Raw genomic sequence first — 17,229 nt, forward strand, 5'->3', positions numbered from 1 at the left:
CGAACGCCGGACCCCGGGCCGGCGGGTGAGCCCCGGCTCCGCCACAAACTCCTGTACGGCGTAAGGGAAATCCTTGTACGGTGTATGGCGACCGAGTCCCATACACCGTACAAGGAGCGTGCATGACGGCGACGACAGCCGAGACCGACACCCCCGCCCCCACCGGCGGCCACCCGCAGCGCTGGCTGATCCTCGGCGTCATCTGCCTCGCCCAGCTCACCGTGCTGCTCGACAACACCGTCCTCAGCGTCGCGATCCCCTCCCTCACCAGGGAACTCGATGCCTCCACCGCCGACATCCAGTGGATGATCAACGCGTATTCACTGGTCCAGTCGGGCCTGCTGCTCACCGCCGGCAGCGCGGCAGACCGCTACGGCCGCAAGCTGATGCTCATCACCGGCCTCGCGGTCTTCGGCATCGGCTCGCTGGCGGCCGGATTCGCCCAGAGCTCCACGCAGCTCGTCGCGGCCCGCGCCGGTATGGGCATCGGCGGGGCGCTGCTGATGACCACGACCCTCGCCGTCGTCGTCCAGATCTTCGACGACAGCGAGAGGGTGAAGGCCATCGCGCTGTGGTCGACGGTCAGTTCGCTGGGCTTCGCCGCCGGACCGCTGATCGGCGGCGTCATGCTCGACCACTTCTGGTGGGGGGCGATCTTCCTCGTCAACATCCCGGTCGCGGTCGTCGGCCTCCTCGCCGTCGCCGCGCTCGTCCCCGAGTCCAAGCACCGGCAGGGCGCCCGCCCCGACCTGATCGGCGCGCTGCTCTCCACCGTCGGCATGACCGCCGTCGTGTACGCGATCATCTCCGGCCCCGGCCACGGCTGGACATCGGCCCGGGTGCTGGGCGCCGGAGCGGTCGGACTGCTGGTCCTCGGGGCCTTCGCGCTCTGGGAGCTGCGCACCCCGCACCCGATGCTGGACATGCACTTCTTCCGCGACCAGCGGTTCGTCGGCGCGGTCGCGGGCGCGATCCTGGTCGCCTTCGGCATGACCGGCTCGCTCTTCCTGCTCACCCAGCACCTGCAGTTCGTGCTCGGGTACGGGCCGCTTGACGCCGGTCTGCGGACGGCGCCGCTCGCGCTGACCGTCGTCGCCCTCAACCTCACCGGCGTCGGCGCGCGACTGCTGCCGAAGATCGGCACCCCCTGGACCATCGCCCTCGGCATGGCCCTGGTCGCGGCCGGACTCGCCGCCATCGCCCTCCTGGGCGGACAGCACGGCTACGGCGGAATGCTGCTCGGACTCGTCGTCATGGGCGCGGGCGTGGCCCTGTCCATGCCGGCGATGGCCAACGCGATCATGAGCGCGATCCCTCCGGAGAAGGCGGGCGTCGGCGCGGGCGTCAACGGCACGCTGGCGGAGTTCGGCAACGGACTCGGCGTAGCCGTTCTCGGAGCCGTACTGAACTCCCGCTTCGGCGCGCTCGTCTCCGTCTCCGCGGCGTCCCTCCCGGCGGCGCTCGCCGCGGCGGACGGGCCGGTCGAGCGGGAACGGATCTCGGACGCCTTCGCCTCGGGCCTGGAAACGAGCCAGCTGGTCGGGGCGGCGGCCGTGCTCGCGGGCGGTCTGCTGGCGGCGCTCCTGCTGCGCCGGGCGGAGAGGAACGGGACGGCGAGGAACGGGGTGGGGAAGGCGGCGGCATAGCATCGGGAGCCAGCAGCGAGGAGGAGTGCGATGGGGTCGGCAGCGGACCGTACGAAGCGCCCGGCGGCCCGGTCGAGCGTGTGGCTGGACGGCAAGGGCCGGCGCGGCCGCAAGGCCGACCAGCCCTCCGGACTCGACCGGGACAGGATCACGGCGACGACGGTGCGGCTGCTGGACGCGGAGGGGCTCGGCAAGTTCTCGATGCGAAGGCTCGCCGCCGAGCTGAACGTCACGGCGATGTCCCTCTACTGGTACGTCGACACCAAGGACGACCTGCTGGAGCTGGCGCTCGACGAGGTCTTCGGAGAGGTGGCCCTCCCCGACACGTCCGATGCCGAGAGCTGGCGCGGGCAGCTGCGGGAGCTGGCCACCGGCTACCGGGGCGTCCTGGTGAAGCACCCCTGGGTCTCCCAGCTGGTGGGCAGCTTCCTCAACATCGGCCCGCACTCGACGGCCTTCGGACGCAGCGCCCAGCGGGTCCTGCGCAACACCGGCCTGCCGCCGCACGGCCAGATGGGGGGCCTCGCGGCGGTCTTCCAGTTCGTCTACGGGTTCGGCACGGTGGAGGGCCACTTCATCGCGCACTGTGCGAGCGCGGGGGTCAGCCAGGACGAGTACGTGGCGCAGGCCATGGGTGCGATCGGGGAACAGCCCGAGCTCGCGAAGGACTTCGAGGAGGCGGCCGCGCTGATGGAGGCCAGGGGCGGCGGCTCGGTGGAGGAGAAGCGCGAGCGCGACTTCGTCTACGCGCTGGACCTCCTCGTCAAGGGCATCGAGGCGATGCGGGAGACGGACTAAGCCCCGGCGGGCGGCCTTTTGCGGCCCGGCCGACCGCCCCGCCACGCGCGGCGCGGCCCCCGCGTCCCCCTACAGCGCCGGCAGGTCGCCCTGGACCGCCTGGATGTCGAGTTCCACCTTCAGGGTCGTTCCGATCGCCGAGATGCCCGCCTGCACCACCTGGTTGTAGTTCATCGCGAAGTCGTCCCGGCTCAGCTCGGCCGTCGCCCGGAACGCCGCCCGTACCCCGCCCCACGGGTCCGGCCCGGTCCCCAGGTAGGCGAGGTCCAGGGGCACTTCACGTACGACACCGTGCAGTGACAGGTGGCCGTGCACCGTCCAGCGGTCGGGGCCGGACGGGGTCAGGCCGGTGGAGGTGTAGGTGATCCGCGGGTACGTGTCCACGTCCAGGAAGTCCGGCGACTTCAGGTGCTTGTCGCGCATTCCGTTGCCCGTGTCGATCGAAGCCGCCTCGATCACCGCGTCGACCCGCGACCGCTCCAGGTCCTCGCCGTTCCCGGCCATCTCGATACGGCCGCCGAACGCGGTGAACCGGCCGCGCACACTGGACATCCCCAGGTGCTGGGCGACCGCCGCCACCGTCGAGTGGACCGGGTCGATCGACCAGGGGCCCGGCGGCGGCAGCTCGGCACCGCCCTGGCGGGCCAGGACCACCGTGCCCACATCGGCCCGGCCGCTCGCCGTGACGAGCGCGGTCTGCGCCGCGGGGGCGTAGCCGACGGCCGTCACGATCACCGTGTACGGGCCCGGCGCGAGCGCCACATCGTCCCTGACCAGGCCCTCGCTGTCGGCGGCCGCCCGCAGCACCTGCGTACCGGTCATGTCGGTCATCGTCACGACCGCGTGCTGGAGCGCCCAGCCGTCCCGCGTCCGAACCCGTGCGTGCAGTCCCATCCCGTATCTCTCCTCGCGCAGAAAAAACGGGGCGGCAGGCCGTCCCCTGCCTGCCGCCCCGGAACCCGCGGGCGTCCGCTCGAAGCGCCCGCGGGGGTCGGATCACTCGCCGGGGTGGGCGAGTGCGATGTCGTGGCCGTCCACACCGCGGCCGGCCACGGTGAGGGTTCCCGCCACCGGCGGATAGCCGGTCGCTATGACCGTGTACTCGCCCGCGTCCAGGTCGGCGAACGCGTACGCACCGTCGGAACCGGTCGTCGCCGTGGAGACGACGTTCCCGGCCGCGTCGAGCAGGGTCACCCGGGCGTCGGACAGCGGCGCGTGGTCGCCGCCCGCCCGGACCGTGCCGCGCACCAGCGCGCCGGCCTGCAGCGCCGCCTCGATCCGGGTCACGCCCTGGCCGCCGATCTCCACCGGCAGGGCCAGCGGTCGGTAGCCCTCGGCGTTGACCGCGACGATCACGGAGCCCGGGACGAGCTCGGCGAAGGAGAAGGCGCCGTCCTCGGCGGACTTCCCGGTCGCCAGCACGTCGCCGCGCACATCCGTGACGATCACCATCGCACCGTCCACCGGAGAGCCGCCGGCCGCCGCGATCACGACACCGGTCAGTCCGCTCGTACCGGAGAGCAGGATGTCGTAGGCCAGCGGCTCGTCACCGACGACCACCGTGGACGCCTGTGGCTGGAAGCCGTCGGCGGAGGCGATCAGCACGTACGAGCCGGTGCCGGGCGCGTCCAGCGTGTAGACGCCGTCGGCCGGGGCGACCGCGCGGCCCAACTGCCGTCCGCCCAGCGAGATCAGGGTCACGGCGGCGCCCGGGACGGGCGTGCCCTCGGCGGTGCGGACCGCACCACGGACGGCGACGCCGTTCACCGGAGCCGCGGTGGCCGGAGCCGACGCCGGGAGCTCCGCGCTCATCTCGCCCGTCATCTCGCCCGTCATCTCGACGGACTTCTCGGCGGCCTTCTCCTCGGGAGTCACCGAACTGCTCTTCAACGCCACCTCCTTGATGAACAGCGTCACCAGGAACGCCAGCAGCGCGAACGGCGCCGACCACAGGAAGACGTCCGCCACACCGTGCCCGTAGGCGCTCTCCATCACCGTACGGATCGGCGCGGGCAGCGCGTCCAGGTCCGGGATGCCGCCGCCGCCCGTGCCGCCGTGGCCCATCGCCGCGCCCTGCGGGCCGAGGTCCGCGAGCCCGTCCTTGACGTACTTCGTGACCCGGTTGGCGAGCACCGCGCCCAGCGCCGAGACGCCGACGGCGCCGCCGAGGGACCGGAAGAAGGTGACCACCGAGGAGGCCGCGCCGAGATCGGCGGGGGCCACCTGGTTCTGGGTGCAGAGCACCAGGTTCTGCATCATCATGCCGAGACCGAGACCCATGACCGCCATGAAGATCGCGATCTGCCAGTACGCGGTGTCGTAGCGGATCGAGCCCAGCAGACCCAGACCCGCCGTCACCAGCACACCGCCGCTGACCAGCCATGCCTTCCACTTGCCGGTCTTGGTGATGATCATGCCGGACGCGGTGGACGAGACGAACAGGCCCGCGATCATCGGGATGGTCATCACGCCGGACATCGTCGGCGACTTGTCCCGGGCCAGCTGGAAGTACTGACTGAAGAAGACCGTGCCGGCGAACATCGCGACACCGACGAAGAGCGAGGCGAGCGAGGCAAGGGTGATCGTGCGGTTGCGGAACAGGCGCAGCGGGATGATCGGCTCGCCGGCCTTCGACTCGACGAGGACGAAGAGCGCGCCGAGCACGACCGCGCCGCCGACCATCGCCGCCGTCTGCCACGACATCCAGTCGTACTTGTCACCGGCGAAGGTGACCCAGATCAGCAGCAGCGAGACCGCGGCGCTGATCACCAGGGCACCCGCCCAGTCGACCTTCACCTGCCGCCTCACGACCGGAAGCTTCAGGGTCTTCTGGAGGACGAGCAGCGCGATGAGCGCGAATGGCACGCCGACGTAGAAGCACCAGCGCCAGCCGAGCCAGTCGGTGTCGGTGATGACCCCGCCGAGCAGCGGGCCGCCGACGGTCGCCACGGCGAAGGTGGCGCCGAGGTAGCCGCTGTACCGGCCGCGCTCACGCGGCGCGATCATCGCGGCCAGGATGATCTGGGAGAGGGCGGTGAGACCGCCGACGCCGATGCCCTGGACGACCCGGCAGGCGATCAGCATGCCGGTGTTCTGGGAGAGACCGGCGACGACCGAGCCCGCCACATAGATGACCAGGGCGACCTGGACGAGCAGCTTCTTGGAGAAGAGGTCGGCCAGCTTGCCCCAGAGCGGGGTGGTGGCGGTCATCGACAGCAGGGCCGCGGTCACGACCCAGGTGTAGGCGCTCTGCGTGCCGTCGAGATCCTTGATGATCTCGGGCAGGGCGTTGGAGACGATCGTCGACGAGAGGATGGCGACGAACATGCCGAGCAGCAGCCCGGACAACGCCTCCATGATCTGCCGGTGGGTCATCGGAGCGCCGTCGGCGGAGCTGTGCCCACCATGCCTGGCGTGGCCGCCCCGCACACCGGTACTTGGTGTGGTCGTAGCCATGAACTTCCTTTGCCTCTAAGTCTGTGGTGCTGATGTACGGGTGGCGTGGGCCCGGCAGTCCCCGAACGAGTCGCGGAGACGGCCAAGCAGGGTGGTGAGCCGTTCGACGTCCTCGTCGGACCACTCGGTGAGCGTGCGGGCGAACATCTCCCGTACCCGGCGGTCGAGTTCGGTGAGCATGTCCCTGCCCGCGGGGGTGAGCCGGAGGATGCGCGAGCGCTTGTCGGCCGGGTCGGGCAGCCGCTCGATCCAGCCGCGCTCGGCGACGTGGGCCACATGACGGCTGCTGACCGACATGTCGACGGCCATCAGCTCCGAGAGCCGGCTGATCCGCATGTCGCCGTGGTGGTCGAGCAGGGTCAGGACGGCGGCGGAACCACCCGGGCACTCGGCGGGCAGGGTCCGTGCGAGTCCCCGCTTCACGGCGCCGATGGCACTCAGCTGCCGGGCGAGGTTCTCGTACCGACTCTGTTCGGCCATCGAGAGCACCCTTCTCCATCTTGTTGCTTAGGGCAACCATAGAAGCTGTTGGTTGCTACAGGCAAACTAAAAAGGGGCGAAGGGTCTTAAAAAACTGGCAAAGGAGCTCAGGCGCGTGCGGGGGTTGGGCCGGAACCCCAGGTTCGCTAGGGTCCTGCCCCATGGCACACAACCCCCACGCACCGCAGGGTCAGGGCCCCGAGGGCTCCTACGACCCCTCCGGCAGCACGCAGATGTTCCGCGCCTTCGTCGACGAGGGCACCCCGCAGCGACAGCAGCAGGCCCCGGCGCCGGCCGGCCCCCGTGTCGGGGTGATCGCCGGCGTGGTCGCGCTCGTGGTGGTCCTGGCCGCGGTCGCCTGGCTCGCCTTCAGCTAGGTCACTTCCACACGGCGGTGACGCGCCGGGTGTCCACGTGCATCCCCAGCGGCACCCGCCAGGCGTCCAGGCAGACGGTGTACGTCTTCTTCTTCGCCGCCCCCGCCGCGATCGGCGCGGGCAGGGCCTGGGCCGACTCGATCGTCGCCCAGTCGACGCCGAGCGCGCCGATGATGTGCGTCGCGAAGGTGACCGTGCCCGAACGCACCGGTGAGCCACCGGTGTTGCGGAACTCCACGGTCACCTTCTCGCACCAGCGCCGGTCCGCGTCCGCGAGCGCCGGGGTGCTGATCGTCAGCGCGGCGGGCCGCGGCGGAGTCGTCGCGGGCGGGCTGGTCGCCGGCGCGGTCGGGCCGGGTGTCGTCGTCCCCGGTGAGTCGGGAGGTCCCGAAGCGCCCGGGGTGCCGGGGAGCGGTGTCGTGGATCCAGGGGCGCCAGTGGCTCCGGTCCCGGCCGGTGGGAGCGCCGAGCTTCCCGGGCCGCCGTCGGCGCCCGGACCGCCACTCGCGCCACTCGTGTCGCCGCCGCCGCCGCCTCCGCTCGCGCCGCCCTCACCGCTCCCCGCCGGCGGCGAGGAGGTGGACGACGAGGTGGACGACGAGGTGGAGGACGACGGGGAGCCGTCCAGCGGCTCCAGGACCACCTTGCCCGACGGCGGCACCGCCGCTCCCGGCGAGGCTCCGGCGGCGCCGACCGCCGCGTAACCGTCCCCGTCACCGCTCCCGCCGCACGCGGTCAGCGCTCCGCAGAGGCAGAGCGCGACCGTGGCCAGACCCGTCCTTCGCATCGCGCCAGTGTGGCTGACGATGCGTCAGTTAGGAAGCGTCAGCGCTCACTTCACTCGCCGATCAGGCCCTCGCGCAGCTGGGTCAGGGTCCGGGTGAGGAGCCGCGACACGTGCATCTGCGAGATGCCGACCTCCTCGCCGATCTGCGACTGGGTCATGTTGGCGAAGAAGCGGAGCATGATGATCTGCCGTTCCCGGGGCGGGAGTTTGGCCAGCAGGGGCTTGAGGGACTCGCGGTACTCGACGCCCTCGAGTGCCATGTCCTCGTACCCGAGCCGGTCGGCGAGCGAGCCCTCGCCGCCGTCGTCCTCGGGGGAGGGGGAGTCCAGCGACGAGGCCGTGTAGGCGTTGCCCACCGCGAGCCCGTCGACGACGTCCTCCTCCGACACGCCCAGTACCGCGGCGAGTTCGGGGACGGTGGGGGACCGGTCCAGCTTCTGTGCCAGCTCGTCGCTGGCCTTCGTGAGCGCCAGCCGCAGCTCCTGGAGCCGGCGCGGCACCCGCACCGACCACGAGGTGTCGCGGAAGAACCGCTTGATCTCGCCGACCACGGTCGGCATCGCGAACGTCGGGAATTCCACGCCGCGTTCGCAGTCGAACCGGTCGATCGCCTTGATCAGGCCGATCGTGCCGACCTGGACGATGTCCTCCATCGGCTCGTTGCGACTGCGGAAGCGGGCCGCCGCGTACCGCACCAGCGGGAGGTTGAGCTCGATGAGCGTGTCGCGTACGTAGGTGCGCTCCGGGCTGTCCTGGTCGAGTACCGCCAGCCGCAGGAACAGGGCCCGGGACAGCGTGCGGGTGTCGATGGCTTCCGAAGTGCCGACAGGCGTAGGGCCGAGAGGCGTCGCGGGCTCGTTCGACGCACGCGTGAGCACCTTCGAGCTGCCCTGTTCTACGGACATGCCACCCCCTTGAGGTCGCGGACGGTCGCGGTGGCCGCGACCATCGGAGGAACGCAGCCTCCACCTGAATACCGGAGGCGGGGCTGCGGCAAACGCGGTTCCCGCAGAATGTCACATGTCGGCAACACGCTGTAGTGACATGTCGACAAGGCAGAGGGGGATTCGCGCAGGAAACAAGGGGTGTGCGCCTCTTCGGGCCCCGTGGAACTACTCCGAACCGGTCTACCCGTTTCAGCTACGCCTCGATCCGATTTGCGGATCTCAACCGGGCGAAGCTGCGGGCGAGGAGCCTTGACACATGCATCTGCGAGACGCCGAGCTCCTGGCTGATCTGAGACTGGGTCAGGTTGCTGTAGTAGCGCAGCATCAGGATCCGCTGTTCGCGCTCGGGCAGTTGTACGAGCAGATGGCGTACGAGGTCGCGGTGTTCGACGCCGGCGAGGGCCGGGTCCTCGTAGCCGAGGCGGTCGAGCAGCCCCGGCAGGCCGTCGCCCTCCTGCGCGGCCTCGAGCGAGGTCGCGTGATAGGAACGGCCCGCCTCGATGCAGGCCAGGACCTCGTCCTCGGAGATCTTCAGCCGCTCGGCGATCTCGGCCGTCGTGGGGGTACGGCCATGAGCCGTCGTCAGGTCCTCGGTGGCGCCGCTGACCTGGACCCACAGCTCGTGCAGCCGCCGGGGCACGTGCACGGTCCGTACGTTGTCCCGGAAGTACCGCTTGATCTCGCCGACCACGGTCGGCATCGCGAACGTCGGGAACTGCACGCCCCGGTCGGGGTCGAACCGGTCGATCGCGTTGATCAGCCCGATGGTGCCGACCTGGACGACGTCCTCCATCGGCTCGTTGCGGGAACGGAAGCGGGCCGCCGCGTACCGCACCAGGGGCAGGTTCGCCTCGATCAGCGCGCCGCGCACCCGGTGGTGCTCCTGGGTGCCCGGTTCCAGGGTCTTGAGCTGGCCGAAGAGGACCTGGGTGAGGGCCCGTGTGTCCGCGCCCCGGCCCTGGGGTCTGGGGCGGCCCGCGGCCTCGTCGGCGGCCTCGCCGGCGCCCTGCTCGGTCCTCGGGGCCTGGCTCCTCGCCGTCTCGTTCTCGCTGGTCTCGTTCTGGGGCGGCACCTGAGGCGCAGTACTGGCCGGCACGTTCACGCCACCCCTTTGTGGTTCACGATCTGGTCAACTACGGTCCACTCATCCATCAAAAGCGGTCATAGCATCACAAGACATGTCCACTGTGTGCAAGCACCTCATAACGTCGTGTTGACGGCATGCGGGTTCTTAAACCACAAAACACCCCTCACCGTGACGGTGAGGGGCGGAGGCAGGGATGAAAGGGGTGGCGGGGAGCCGTGGATCAGAACTCGTAGTCCGCGATCACCCAGGTGGCGAACTCGCGCCACTGGCCGGCGGCGGCCTGGTGGTCGGGGTGCTCGATGTACCGCTTCAGCGCATCGGTGTCCGCGACCGCCGAGTTGATGGCGAAGTCGTACGCGATGGGCCGGTCGGTGATGTTCCACGCGCACTCCCAGAACTCCAGCTCCGGAATGGCCCCGTCGAGCGCCCGGAAGGCCTCGACGCCGGCGACCACGCGCGGCTCGTCGCGCGCCACACCTTCGTTGAGCTTGAAGAGGACGAGGTGACGGATCACGGGGGCACTCCTACCTGATGAGCTCAGTCATGAACTCGCCGACGGCCTTCGCGGCGCTGGAAATTCCCTCGAACCCTATCTGGACCAGGTCGGCTGCCTCCTTGGGGGAGGTAATGATCGTGTACAGCACGAAGACGACCAGTATGTACAGCGTGACCTTCTTCGCCTGCACCATCTTCTGCCTCCCCTGCGCGGTCGCGTGAGTCTAGCCGAGCGTTTATGGGCCAAGAGCCCGGCGGCGGGGGCCTTTCGTGGAGGCCTCGCGGAGGGCTCGCGGAGCGCGGAGGAGGCGGGCGCGCAGCATGTGTGAACGGGCGCCTGAACAGGCCGGTGAACAAGCGAAGGGCCCCGGCGCTTTCGCGCCGGGGCCCTTCCAAGAGAGCGGTAGCGGAGGGATTTGAACCCTCGGTGACTTGCGCCACACTCGCTTTCGAGGCGAGCTCCTTCGGCCGCTCGGACACGCTACCGAGAGAGAGCTTAGCCCAAAGGTGCCCGTGCGCAGAAATCCGTATCGATCAGCGGGTCAGCGGTCCCGGAAGAAGCGCGTGAGCTGCGCCGCGCACTCCTCGCCGAGCACGCCCAGGACGACCTCGGGTCGGTGGTTGAGGCGGCGGTCGCGGACGACGTCGAAGAGCGAGCCGGCGGCGCCCGCCTTCTCGTCCAGGGCGCCGAACACCACCCGCTCCACGCGCGCCTGCACGAGCGCGCCCGCGCACATCACGCACGGCTCCAGGGTGACGACGAGCGTGCACCCGGTCAGCCGCCACTCGCCGTGGGCCGCGGCGCCCCTGCGCAGCGCCAGGACCTCCGCGTGCGCGGTCGGATCGCCGGTCGCCTCCCGCTCGTTGTGTCCGGTGGCGAGGACACTGCCGTCCGGGGACAGCACGACCGCGCCGACCGGCACGTCGCCGGCCAGCGCCGCTCGTTCGGCCTCTTCGAGCGCGAGGCGCATCGGCGCCCGCCACGGATCCCGTACGGGATCCGGCGCGGGGGCGGAGGTGGAGCCGTGCTCCGATGCGTGGTCGGGGTCGGGCAGGGGGTCGTGTACTGCTTCTCGCACTAGCGGACGGACTCCAGTACTTCCGCGGCCCCCAGTGCGTCGGCGATCTCCGACAGGGCGTCGGTGTCGAGTGCCAGCAGGTCCTTCTCGGACAGTCCCAGGTCCCTCAGGATCTCCCGGTCGCCGACCGGTGCCGCGGGTACGGCATCGGCCGCGACGTCCGGCCCGTCCTCGTCGTCTTCGGTGGCGTCAGCGTCCGGTTCTCCGTCCTCCGTACCGTCGAGGTCCAGTGCGTCCAGGTCGGGGTCGCCGTCCTGGTCCGCGCCCAGCAGTTCATTCGTGAGGATTTCCCCGTACGAGGAGCGGGCGGCCGATGCCGCATCCGACACATAGATACGGGGGTCCTCCTCGCCCTCCACGCGGACAAGGCCGAACCACGCGTCCTCCTGCTCGATGTAGACGAGGACCGTGTCCTCGTCCACCGAGGCCTCACGGGCCAGGTCGGTCAGATCCGACAGGGTCTCCACGTCGTCGAGCTCTGTGTCGCTCGCTTTCCACCCGTCTTCGGTGCGCGCGAGCAGTGCGGCGAAGTACACCGTGACTCTCCCACTGATCAGAGGTGTGTCGATCCGGCGGCGCCTGCTTGAAGTGCCCCGCCCAATCGGCATCGTGGCAGAAACCTCGCCTTCAGGAGAGGTCTTCCGCTCTTGCGTCGTGCATCAGTCTGAGCTCTTGGCCCCTTGGGGGCCTCGCCATGGGCTCACCAGCGGAAAGTGCGCATCCGCATCGCCTGACGCATCCGGGCCGCCCGGGCCCGCCGTGGCTGGACCCGGTCGCGCAGTGCTTTGGCCTCGTGCAGATCGCGCAGGAACTGCGCGCGGCGCCGCCTGCGCTCCACGGCGCTCTCGTACTCTTCCTCGTCCTGGTCCGGCATAACGCACCACCCCAAGGCTGGGTCCGTCTGACCCCACCTTCCCTCCAGAGCATGGGTTGATGCCAGTCCCGGCTACTGTGGACGACATGCGGATCCATGTCGTCGACCACCCGCTGGTGGCGCACAAACTCACCACACTGCGCGACAAGCGCACCGACTCCCCGACCTTCCGGCGCCTGGCCGACGAGCTGGTCACCCTGCTCGCGTACGAGGCCACCCGGGACGTGCGCACCGAGCAGGCCGACATCCAGACCCCGGTGGCCGCGACGACCGGCGTGAAGCTGTCGTACCCGCGACCGCTGGTGGTGCCGATCCTGCGGGCGGGTCTCGGCATGCTGGACGGCATGGTGCGGCTGCTGCCGACCGCCGAGGTGGGCTTCCTCGGCATGATCCGCAACGAGGAGACGCTGGAGGCGTCGACGTACGCCTCCCGGATGCCGGAGGACCTCTCCGGACGCCAGGTGTACGTCCTCGACCCGATGCTGGCCACCGGCGGCACGCTCGTCGCGGCGATCCAGGAGCTGATCAAGCGCGGCGCCGACGACGTGACCGCGGTCGTGCTGCTGGCGGCGCCGGAGGGCGTCGCGGTCATGGAGCGCGAGCTGGCCGGCACGCCGGTGACGGTCGTGACGGCCAGCGTGGACGAGCGCCTCAACGAGCACGGCTACATCGTGCCGGGCCTCGGCGACGCGGGTGACCGCATGTACGGGACCGCCGACTAGGGCGTCCCTCCCCGCTTCCCCGGCACTCGTCGGGCTAGCACTTCTTCGACGGCGCGGGCGCGGGCCTGGTCAGTGCGACCAGGGCCGCGTCCGCCGTCGTCTTGGCGTCCAGCGCCTTGAAGGCCGTGCCGAGAATCAGGTCCACGTCCGCCGTCGGGCGGGGGTCGGTCTTGGTCGTGGCGCCCTTCAGCTGGGTGCCGAGGACGGTGAAGGCCCCCTTGGTGGCGTCGGCGGCGCCGAGCAGCATCCCGGTGCCGGGAACCTTCTTGTCGTAGGCGGGCGGGGCGTTTCCGACCTTGCCGATCGCGAAGCCACGCTTCTTCAGCTCGTCGGCGGTCGTTTTGGCGAGCCCAGAGCGGGGGGTCGCGTTGTAGACGTTGACCGTGATCTGACCGGGCTTGGGCAGGGTGACGGCCGGGGCGGCGGGCGCGGCGGCCTTGGCCTTCTCGCACGCCTTGTGTCCGGCGGTCGTCCGTTTCTTCTGCGCGCCGCCGGAGAAGACGTCGACGACCTGCAGGGTCCCCCAGCCGGCGAGGCCGAGGGCGACCACGGCGGCGACGAGCACGAGCGCGATCCTGCGGCGGCGGTGGGGGCGGCGCATCCGGGGGAACGTCTTGCCCGTGATGCGGTACTTTCCGCCCATCCCTGGGGGAGTGAGCATGCTCATGGGCGCAGCGTAATGGGACGCGGTGGCGATGCCTACTAAATGATCAATAGATCGCGTCCGGTCGAGCGGTATTAGGCCCCGAAAGGCCCAGCCGTCTCTCCGGTCAGTCCATCTCGAGGACGCGCGCGTGCAGCACCTGGCGCTGCTGGAGCGCCGCGCGCACGGCGCGGTGCAGTCCGTCCTCGAGGTAGAGATCGCCATGCCACTTCACGACGTGCGCGAAGAGGTCGCCGTAGAAGGTGGAGTCCTCGGCGAGGAGCGTCTCCAGGTCCAGCTGGCCCTTGGTGGTCACCAGCTGATCGAGGCGGACCGGGCGCGGCGCGACGTCCGCCCACTGCCGGGTGCTTTCCCGGCCGTGGTCGGGATAGGGCCGCCCGTTACCGATGCGCTTGAAGATCACACGGAAAGCCTACCGGGCAAGGGGTGCCCGGCGCAGCCACGCGCGGGCAGTGCCATGCTGGTCAAAATCCCCTCAACCGGACCAAACCTGAGCGAACCAGAACGGGTGGGCTGCGATGAGCGACAGCGAGCCGATGCCGGACCTGTCCGGGCCCGCCGCGGAGATCGCCGCCGGATACTCCTTCGACGGGGACGCCCTGGACCTCGGCGCGCTGCTGTGGGACGGCGTGTGCCGTCCCGACGCCCGGATCCGCGTCCCGTTGCCGACGCTCAACCGGCACGGCCTCGTCGCCGGCGCCACCGGGACCGGCAAGACCAAGACCCTCCAGCTCATCGCGGAGCAGCTCTCCGCCCACGGGATCCCCGTCTTCCTCGCCGACATCAAGGGCGACGTCTCCGGCATCTCGGCACCCGGAGAAGCGGGGGAGAAGGTCCGGGAGCGGGCCGCGGAGGTCGGACAGGACTGGCGCGCGGCGGGCTTCCCGTGCGAGTTCTACGGCCTCGGCGGCATCGGCCCCGGCATTCCACTGAGGGCGACGGCGACCAGCTTCGGACCGGTACTCCTGTCGAAGGTGCTCCAGCTCAACCAGACGCAGGAGCAGTCGCTCGGGCTGATCTTCCACTACGCCGACACCAAGGGCCTGGAGCTCATCGACCTGAAGGACCTGCGGGCCGTCGTCTCCTTCCTGGTGTCGGACGTCGGCAAGCCGGAGCTGAAGGGGATCGGGGGGCTCTCGACGGTCACGGCCGGGGTGATCCTGCGGGCTCTCACGGCGTTCGAGCAGCAGGGAGCCGGGGGGTTCTTCGGGGAGCCCGAGTTCGACACGGGCGAACTCCTGCGGACCGCGCCGGACGGGCGGGGGCTGGTGTCCGTACTGGAGCTGCCCGCCGTTCAGGACAAGCCGCAGCTCTTCTCCACGTTTCTGATGTGGCTGCTGGCGGACCTCTTCCACGATCTGCCGGAGGTCGGGGACGTGGAGAAGCCGAAGCTCGTCTTCTTCTTCGACGAGGCGCATCTGCTGTTCAAGGGGGCGTCGAAGGCGTTCCTGGAGTCGATCACGCAGACCGTGCGGCTGATTCGCTCGAAAGGGGTCGGCGTCTTCTTCGTCACCCAGACGCCGAAGGACGTGCCCGGCGACGTGCTGGCCCAGCTGGGCAACCGGGTGCAGCACGCGCTGCGGGCGTTCACCCCGGACGACGCGAAGGCGCTGAAGGCGACGGTGCGGACGTTCCCGAACTCGGCGTACGACCTCGAGGAGCTGCTGACGGCTCTCGGCACGGGCGAGGCGGTGATCACCGTACTGAGCGAGAGGGGTGCCCCGACGCCGGTGGCGGCGACGCGTCTGCGGGCACCGGTCTCGCGGATGGGGCCGATCGAGGCGGCGGCGCTGGAGCGGGCCGTGACGTCGTCCCCGCTGTACGGGAGGTACGCGGAGGCGGTGGACCGGGAGTCGGCGTACGAGAGGCTGACGGCGCCCGCCCCGCAGGAGGGGGAGCCGAAGGCCGGGCCACCGGCACGGGGACCCGCCCCGAAGGCGAAGCGCGACGAGTCGCTGGTGGAGCAGGTGGTGGAGAGCGGCATGTTCAGGTCGCTGGCCAGGTCGATCGGCACGCAACTGGGCCGGGAGATCTCCCGCTCCCTCTTCGGCACGGCGAGACGCCGCCGGTAGGTCCCCCGCGACGGGGCCGGCCCCCGGGGAAGGCCGCCCGCCGGTGTGGCGGGGCCCCGGGGGCCGGGTGGAACGTGGAACAGGGAGCCGCTACTCGGTGACCTCGTGGCCGTGGTCCTCGTGCAGGCCGCCACCGCTGCCCGCGCCGCCGTCCGTCGGGACGGTGACCACGGGCTTGCGCAGGGAGCTCAGGTCGTGGGCGTAGGTGCCCACCGCGTGGGCGATCACGTCGATGTTGACGTCGAACGCCTTCATGTTGATGTTGTTGATCGTGTCGCCGGCGGCGTGGTAGTTCACGTCGTACGCGACGCCCGCCGTGCCGCCGAACTTCGCCGCCTGGGCCTCGGTCTTGATGCCCTCGGCGCCGGTGAACGTGCCGCCCGACGGGATGCCGACGCCGATGAACGGGCCGTAGTCCGAGCGGCCGGTGAAGTCCGTGCCCTCGTGGGGCGCGCCCTGCTTGTCCATGAACTCGTTGATGTCGCGCTCGAGTTGGGCCGAGCCCGCCGGGCCCGCCGGTGCGCCGACACCGTCGGAGTCGTCGCCGTCGTAGACGAAGAGGCCGTAGTTCGGCGACGCGATCATGTCGAAGTTCAGGTAGAGCTTGATTTCCTTGCGGTCCAGCTCGCTCAGGTTCTCGACGTAGTGCTCGGAGCCCAGCAGGCCGTTCTCCTCGGCGGACCACCAGGCGAAGCGCACCTTGTTGGTGGGCTTCTCCTTGGACGCGGCCAGCTTCAGGGCGACGTCGATCAGACCGGCGGAGCCGGATCCGTTGTCGTTGATGCCCGGGCCGGCCGTGACCGAGTCGAGGTGGGAGCCGAGCATCACGGTGTTGGCCGCGTTGCCGGTCTTCGTCTCGGCGAGGACGTTGTTGGTGGTGCGCTTCTCCTGGAGCTGACGGATCTCCAGCGAGATGTTCACCGGACCCTTGGCGAGGTCGGCGGCGAGCTTCTCGCCGTCGGCCTTGGTGACGCCGCCGGTCGGGATCTTGCCGTTCTCCGGCGCCGACAGGGTGCCGGAGAGGGCGCCCTCGGTGTTGTTGTAGATCACTGCGGCGACCGCGCCCGCCGCTGCCGCCTGCGCCTGCTTGTCGGCGAACGTGCAGCCACCGCGCTGGATCAGCGCGATCTTGCCGGTGAAGGCACCGGCTGCGTAGTCCGCCGGCTCGCAGCCGGTCGTGGCGTCCACCGGCACGGCGGCCAGGTCGGCCTTGATGCCGCCGGTCGGCGTCGACTTGGTGTACGTCATGGCCTTGACGTCGACGTCACGCGGCGAGGGCGTCACCACGGAGAGCTTCTCGGCCTGCGTCTGGGTGTAGATGAACTCGAACTTCTGGTACGAGACGTTGTATCCGGCCTTCTTCAGCAGCTGGTACACGTACGCGGCCGAGGCGTCGTGTCCGAGCGTGCCGGCGGCGCGGTTGCCGCCGGCCGAGTCGGCTATCTGCTGGAACTTCTGCAGGTGCTTGAACGCGTCCTTGGCGGACGCCCCGCGCACCAGCTTCTTGGACAGCTTCGCAGCGTCCTTTGCCGCGGCTTTCCCGGGGTCACGGGTGGCGGAGGCGGGGGAGGCGGATGCCAGCAGGAGCGGGGTGGCGAGTGCGGCTGCGGCCAGGGTGGCCACGGCTCTGCGATGCGATGCCTTCACAGAGGTCCTTCCCAATTACGAGCGAGGTTGAAGGGAAGCTAGCGATCTCCAGAGCTCCTGTGAACAGATGTGCCACAACTCACGCGATATTTCGCAGT

General features: G+C 70.3%; 19 protein-coding genes and 1 tRNA gene. 5 read left to right on the forward strand and 15 right to left on the reverse strand.

All coding sequences use genetic code 11. From position 1 onward, the window contains the following. Positions 1-122: 122 nt before the first annotated feature. Positions 123-1,646 (forward strand): MFS transporter, encoded by a 1,524-nt coding sequence (locus ACZ7J0_RS14335; RefSeq protein WP_470887189.1) that lies wholly within the window; start codon positions 123-125, stop codon positions 1,644-1,646. A 30-nt stretch (positions 1,647-1,676) separates the two neighbouring features. Continuing rightward, positions 1,677-2,444, forward strand: a complete 768-nt coding sequence (locus ACZ7J0_RS14340) for a TetR/AcrR family transcriptional regulator (protein WP_470887191.1) — start codon at positions 1,677-1,679, stop codon at positions 2,442-2,444. Positions 2,445-2,513: 69 nt separating this feature from the next. On the opposite strand, the gene ACZ7J0_RS14345 is transcribed toward ACZ7J0_RS14340, so the two are convergent. The 3 genes from ACZ7J0_RS14345 to ACZ7J0_RS14355 all read right to left on the reverse strand — a co-directional run bounded on the left by ACZ7J0_RS14345 (position 2,514) and on the right by ACZ7J0_RS14355 (position 6,380). Continuing rightward, positions 2,514-3,338, reverse strand: a complete 825-nt coding sequence (locus ACZ7J0_RS14345) for a YceI family protein (RefSeq protein ID WP_470887193.1) — start codon at positions 3,336-3,338, stop codon at positions 2,514-2,516. 102 nt (positions 3,339-3,440) lie between these two features. Beyond that, positions 3,441-5,819, reverse strand: coding sequence for an MFS transporter (locus tag ACZ7J0_RS14350; RefSeq protein ID WP_470887330.1), 2,379 nt, complete (start codon positions 5,817-5,819; stop codon positions 3,441-3,443). A 96-nt stretch (positions 5,820-5,915) separates the two neighbouring features. After that, positions 5,916-6,380 (reverse strand): MarR family winged helix-turn-helix transcriptional regulator, encoded by a 465-nt coding sequence (locus tag ACZ7J0_RS14355; protein ID WP_470887195.1) that lies wholly within the window; start codon positions 6,378-6,380, stop codon positions 5,916-5,918. Positions 6,381-6,541: 161 nt separating this feature from the next. Between ACZ7J0_RS14355 and ACZ7J0_RS14360 the strand changes: the two genes are divergently transcribed. Next, complete coding sequence (locus ACZ7J0_RS14360; protein WP_469120291.1) at positions 6,542-6,757, forward strand: hypothetical protein; 216 nt, start codon at positions 6,542-6,544, stop codon at positions 6,755-6,757. Between the two features lies 1 nt (position 6,758). Here ACZ7J0_RS14360 and ACZ7J0_RS14365 read toward each other — a convergent pair whose 3' ends face one another. The 9 genes from ACZ7J0_RS14365 to ACZ7J0_RS14405 all read right to left on the reverse strand — a co-directional run bounded on the left by ACZ7J0_RS14365 (position 6,759) and on the right by ACZ7J0_RS14405 (position 12,026). Then, complete coding sequence (locus tag ACZ7J0_RS14365) at positions 6,759-7,544, reverse strand: hypothetical protein (protein WP_470887197.1); 786 nt, start codon at positions 7,542-7,544, stop codon at positions 6,759-6,761. Between the two features lie 50 nt (positions 7,545-7,594). Next, positions 7,595-8,449, reverse strand: coding sequence for an RNA polymerase sigma factor SigF (locus tag ACZ7J0_RS14370; RefSeq protein WP_470887199.1), 855 nt, complete (start codon positions 8,447-8,449; stop codon positions 7,595-7,597). Positions 8,450-8,684: 235 nt separating this feature from the next. Further along, positions 8,685-9,587, reverse strand: a complete 903-nt coding sequence (locus ACZ7J0_RS14375) for an RNA polymerase sigma factor SigF (RefSeq protein WP_470887201.1) — start codon at positions 9,585-9,587, stop codon at positions 8,685-8,687. Positions 9,588-9,798: 211 nt separating this feature from the next. Then, positions 9,799-10,092, reverse strand: a complete 294-nt coding sequence (locus ACZ7J0_RS14380) for a Dabb family protein (protein WP_470887203.1) — start codon at positions 10,090-10,092, stop codon at positions 9,799-9,801. A 10-nt stretch (positions 10,093-10,102) separates the two neighbouring features. After that, a complete protein-coding gene (locus tag ACZ7J0_RS14385; protein ID WP_468708792.1) occupies positions 10,103-10,267 on the reverse strand; it encodes a hypothetical protein in 165 nt (54 codons plus the stop codon). 207 nt (positions 10,268-10,474) lie between these two features. Further along, positions 10,475-10,559, reverse strand: a tRNA-Ser gene (locus tag ACZ7J0_RS14390). A 56-nt stretch (positions 10,560-10,615) separates the two neighbouring features. Then, positions 10,616-11,044 carry a tRNA adenosine(34) deaminase TadA gene (gene tadA / locus ACZ7J0_RS14395; RefSeq protein WP_470887332.1) on the reverse strand — a complete coding sequence of 143 codons (429 nt, stop codon included), beginning with the start codon at positions 11,042-11,044 and terminating at the stop codon, positions 10,616-10,618. 107 nt (positions 11,045-11,151) lie between these two features. Beyond that, positions 11,152-11,688, reverse strand: coding sequence for a tRNA adenosine deaminase-associated protein (locus ACZ7J0_RS14400; RefSeq protein WP_468708790.1), 537 nt, complete (start codon positions 11,686-11,688; stop codon positions 11,152-11,154). A 164-nt stretch (positions 11,689-11,852) separates the two neighbouring features. Continuing rightward, positions 11,853-12,026: a hypothetical protein gene (locus tag ACZ7J0_RS14405; protein WP_468708788.1), complete on the reverse strand. Its 174-nt coding sequence runs from the start codon at positions 12,024-12,026 to the stop codon at positions 11,853-11,855. 86 nt (positions 12,027-12,112) lie between these two features. Here ACZ7J0_RS14405 and upp point away from each other — a divergent pair, with 86 nt between their 5' ends. Next, positions 12,113-12,748 carry a uracil phosphoribosyltransferase gene (gene upp / locus ACZ7J0_RS14410; protein WP_468708786.1) on the forward strand — a complete coding sequence of 212 codons (636 nt, stop codon included), beginning with the start codon at positions 12,113-12,115 and terminating at the stop codon, positions 12,746-12,748. A 34-nt stretch (positions 12,749-12,782) separates the two neighbouring features. On the opposite strand, the gene ACZ7J0_RS14415 is transcribed toward upp, so the two are convergent. Together ACZ7J0_RS14415 and ACZ7J0_RS14420 are read right to left on the reverse strand one after the other, a co-directional pair. Further along, on the reverse strand, positions 12,783-13,415 hold the full coding sequence (locus tag ACZ7J0_RS14415) for a LytR C-terminal domain-containing protein (RefSeq protein ID WP_470887207.1): 633 nt from the start codon (positions 13,413-13,415) through the stop codon (positions 12,783-12,785). Positions 13,416-13,518: 103 nt separating this feature from the next. Beyond that, the gene (locus ACZ7J0_RS14420) at positions 13,519-13,815 is read right to left on the reverse strand and encodes a type II toxin-antitoxin system VapB family antitoxin (protein ID WP_431035023.1); all 297 of its coding nucleotides are present in this window, start codon (positions 13,813-13,815) and stop codon (positions 13,519-13,521) included. Positions 13,816-13,930: 115 nt separating this feature from the next. Here ACZ7J0_RS14420 and ACZ7J0_RS14425 point away from each other — a divergent pair, with 115 nt between their 5' ends. Beyond that, complete coding sequence (locus ACZ7J0_RS14425) at positions 13,931-15,484, forward strand: helicase HerA-like domain-containing protein (RefSeq protein ID WP_470887209.1); 1,554 nt, start codon at positions 13,931-13,933, stop codon at positions 15,482-15,484. Positions 15,485-15,574: 90 nt separating this feature from the next. Here ACZ7J0_RS14425 and ACZ7J0_RS14430 read toward each other — a convergent pair whose 3' ends face one another. Beyond that, positions 15,575-17,107, reverse strand: coding sequence for a M28 family metallopeptidase (locus ACZ7J0_RS14430; protein ID WP_470887334.1), 1,533 nt, complete (start codon positions 17,105-17,107; stop codon positions 15,575-15,577). Positions 17,108-17,229 lie beyond the last annotated feature (122 nt).

The organism is Streptomyces sp. NPDC038280 (assembly GCF_055600045.1).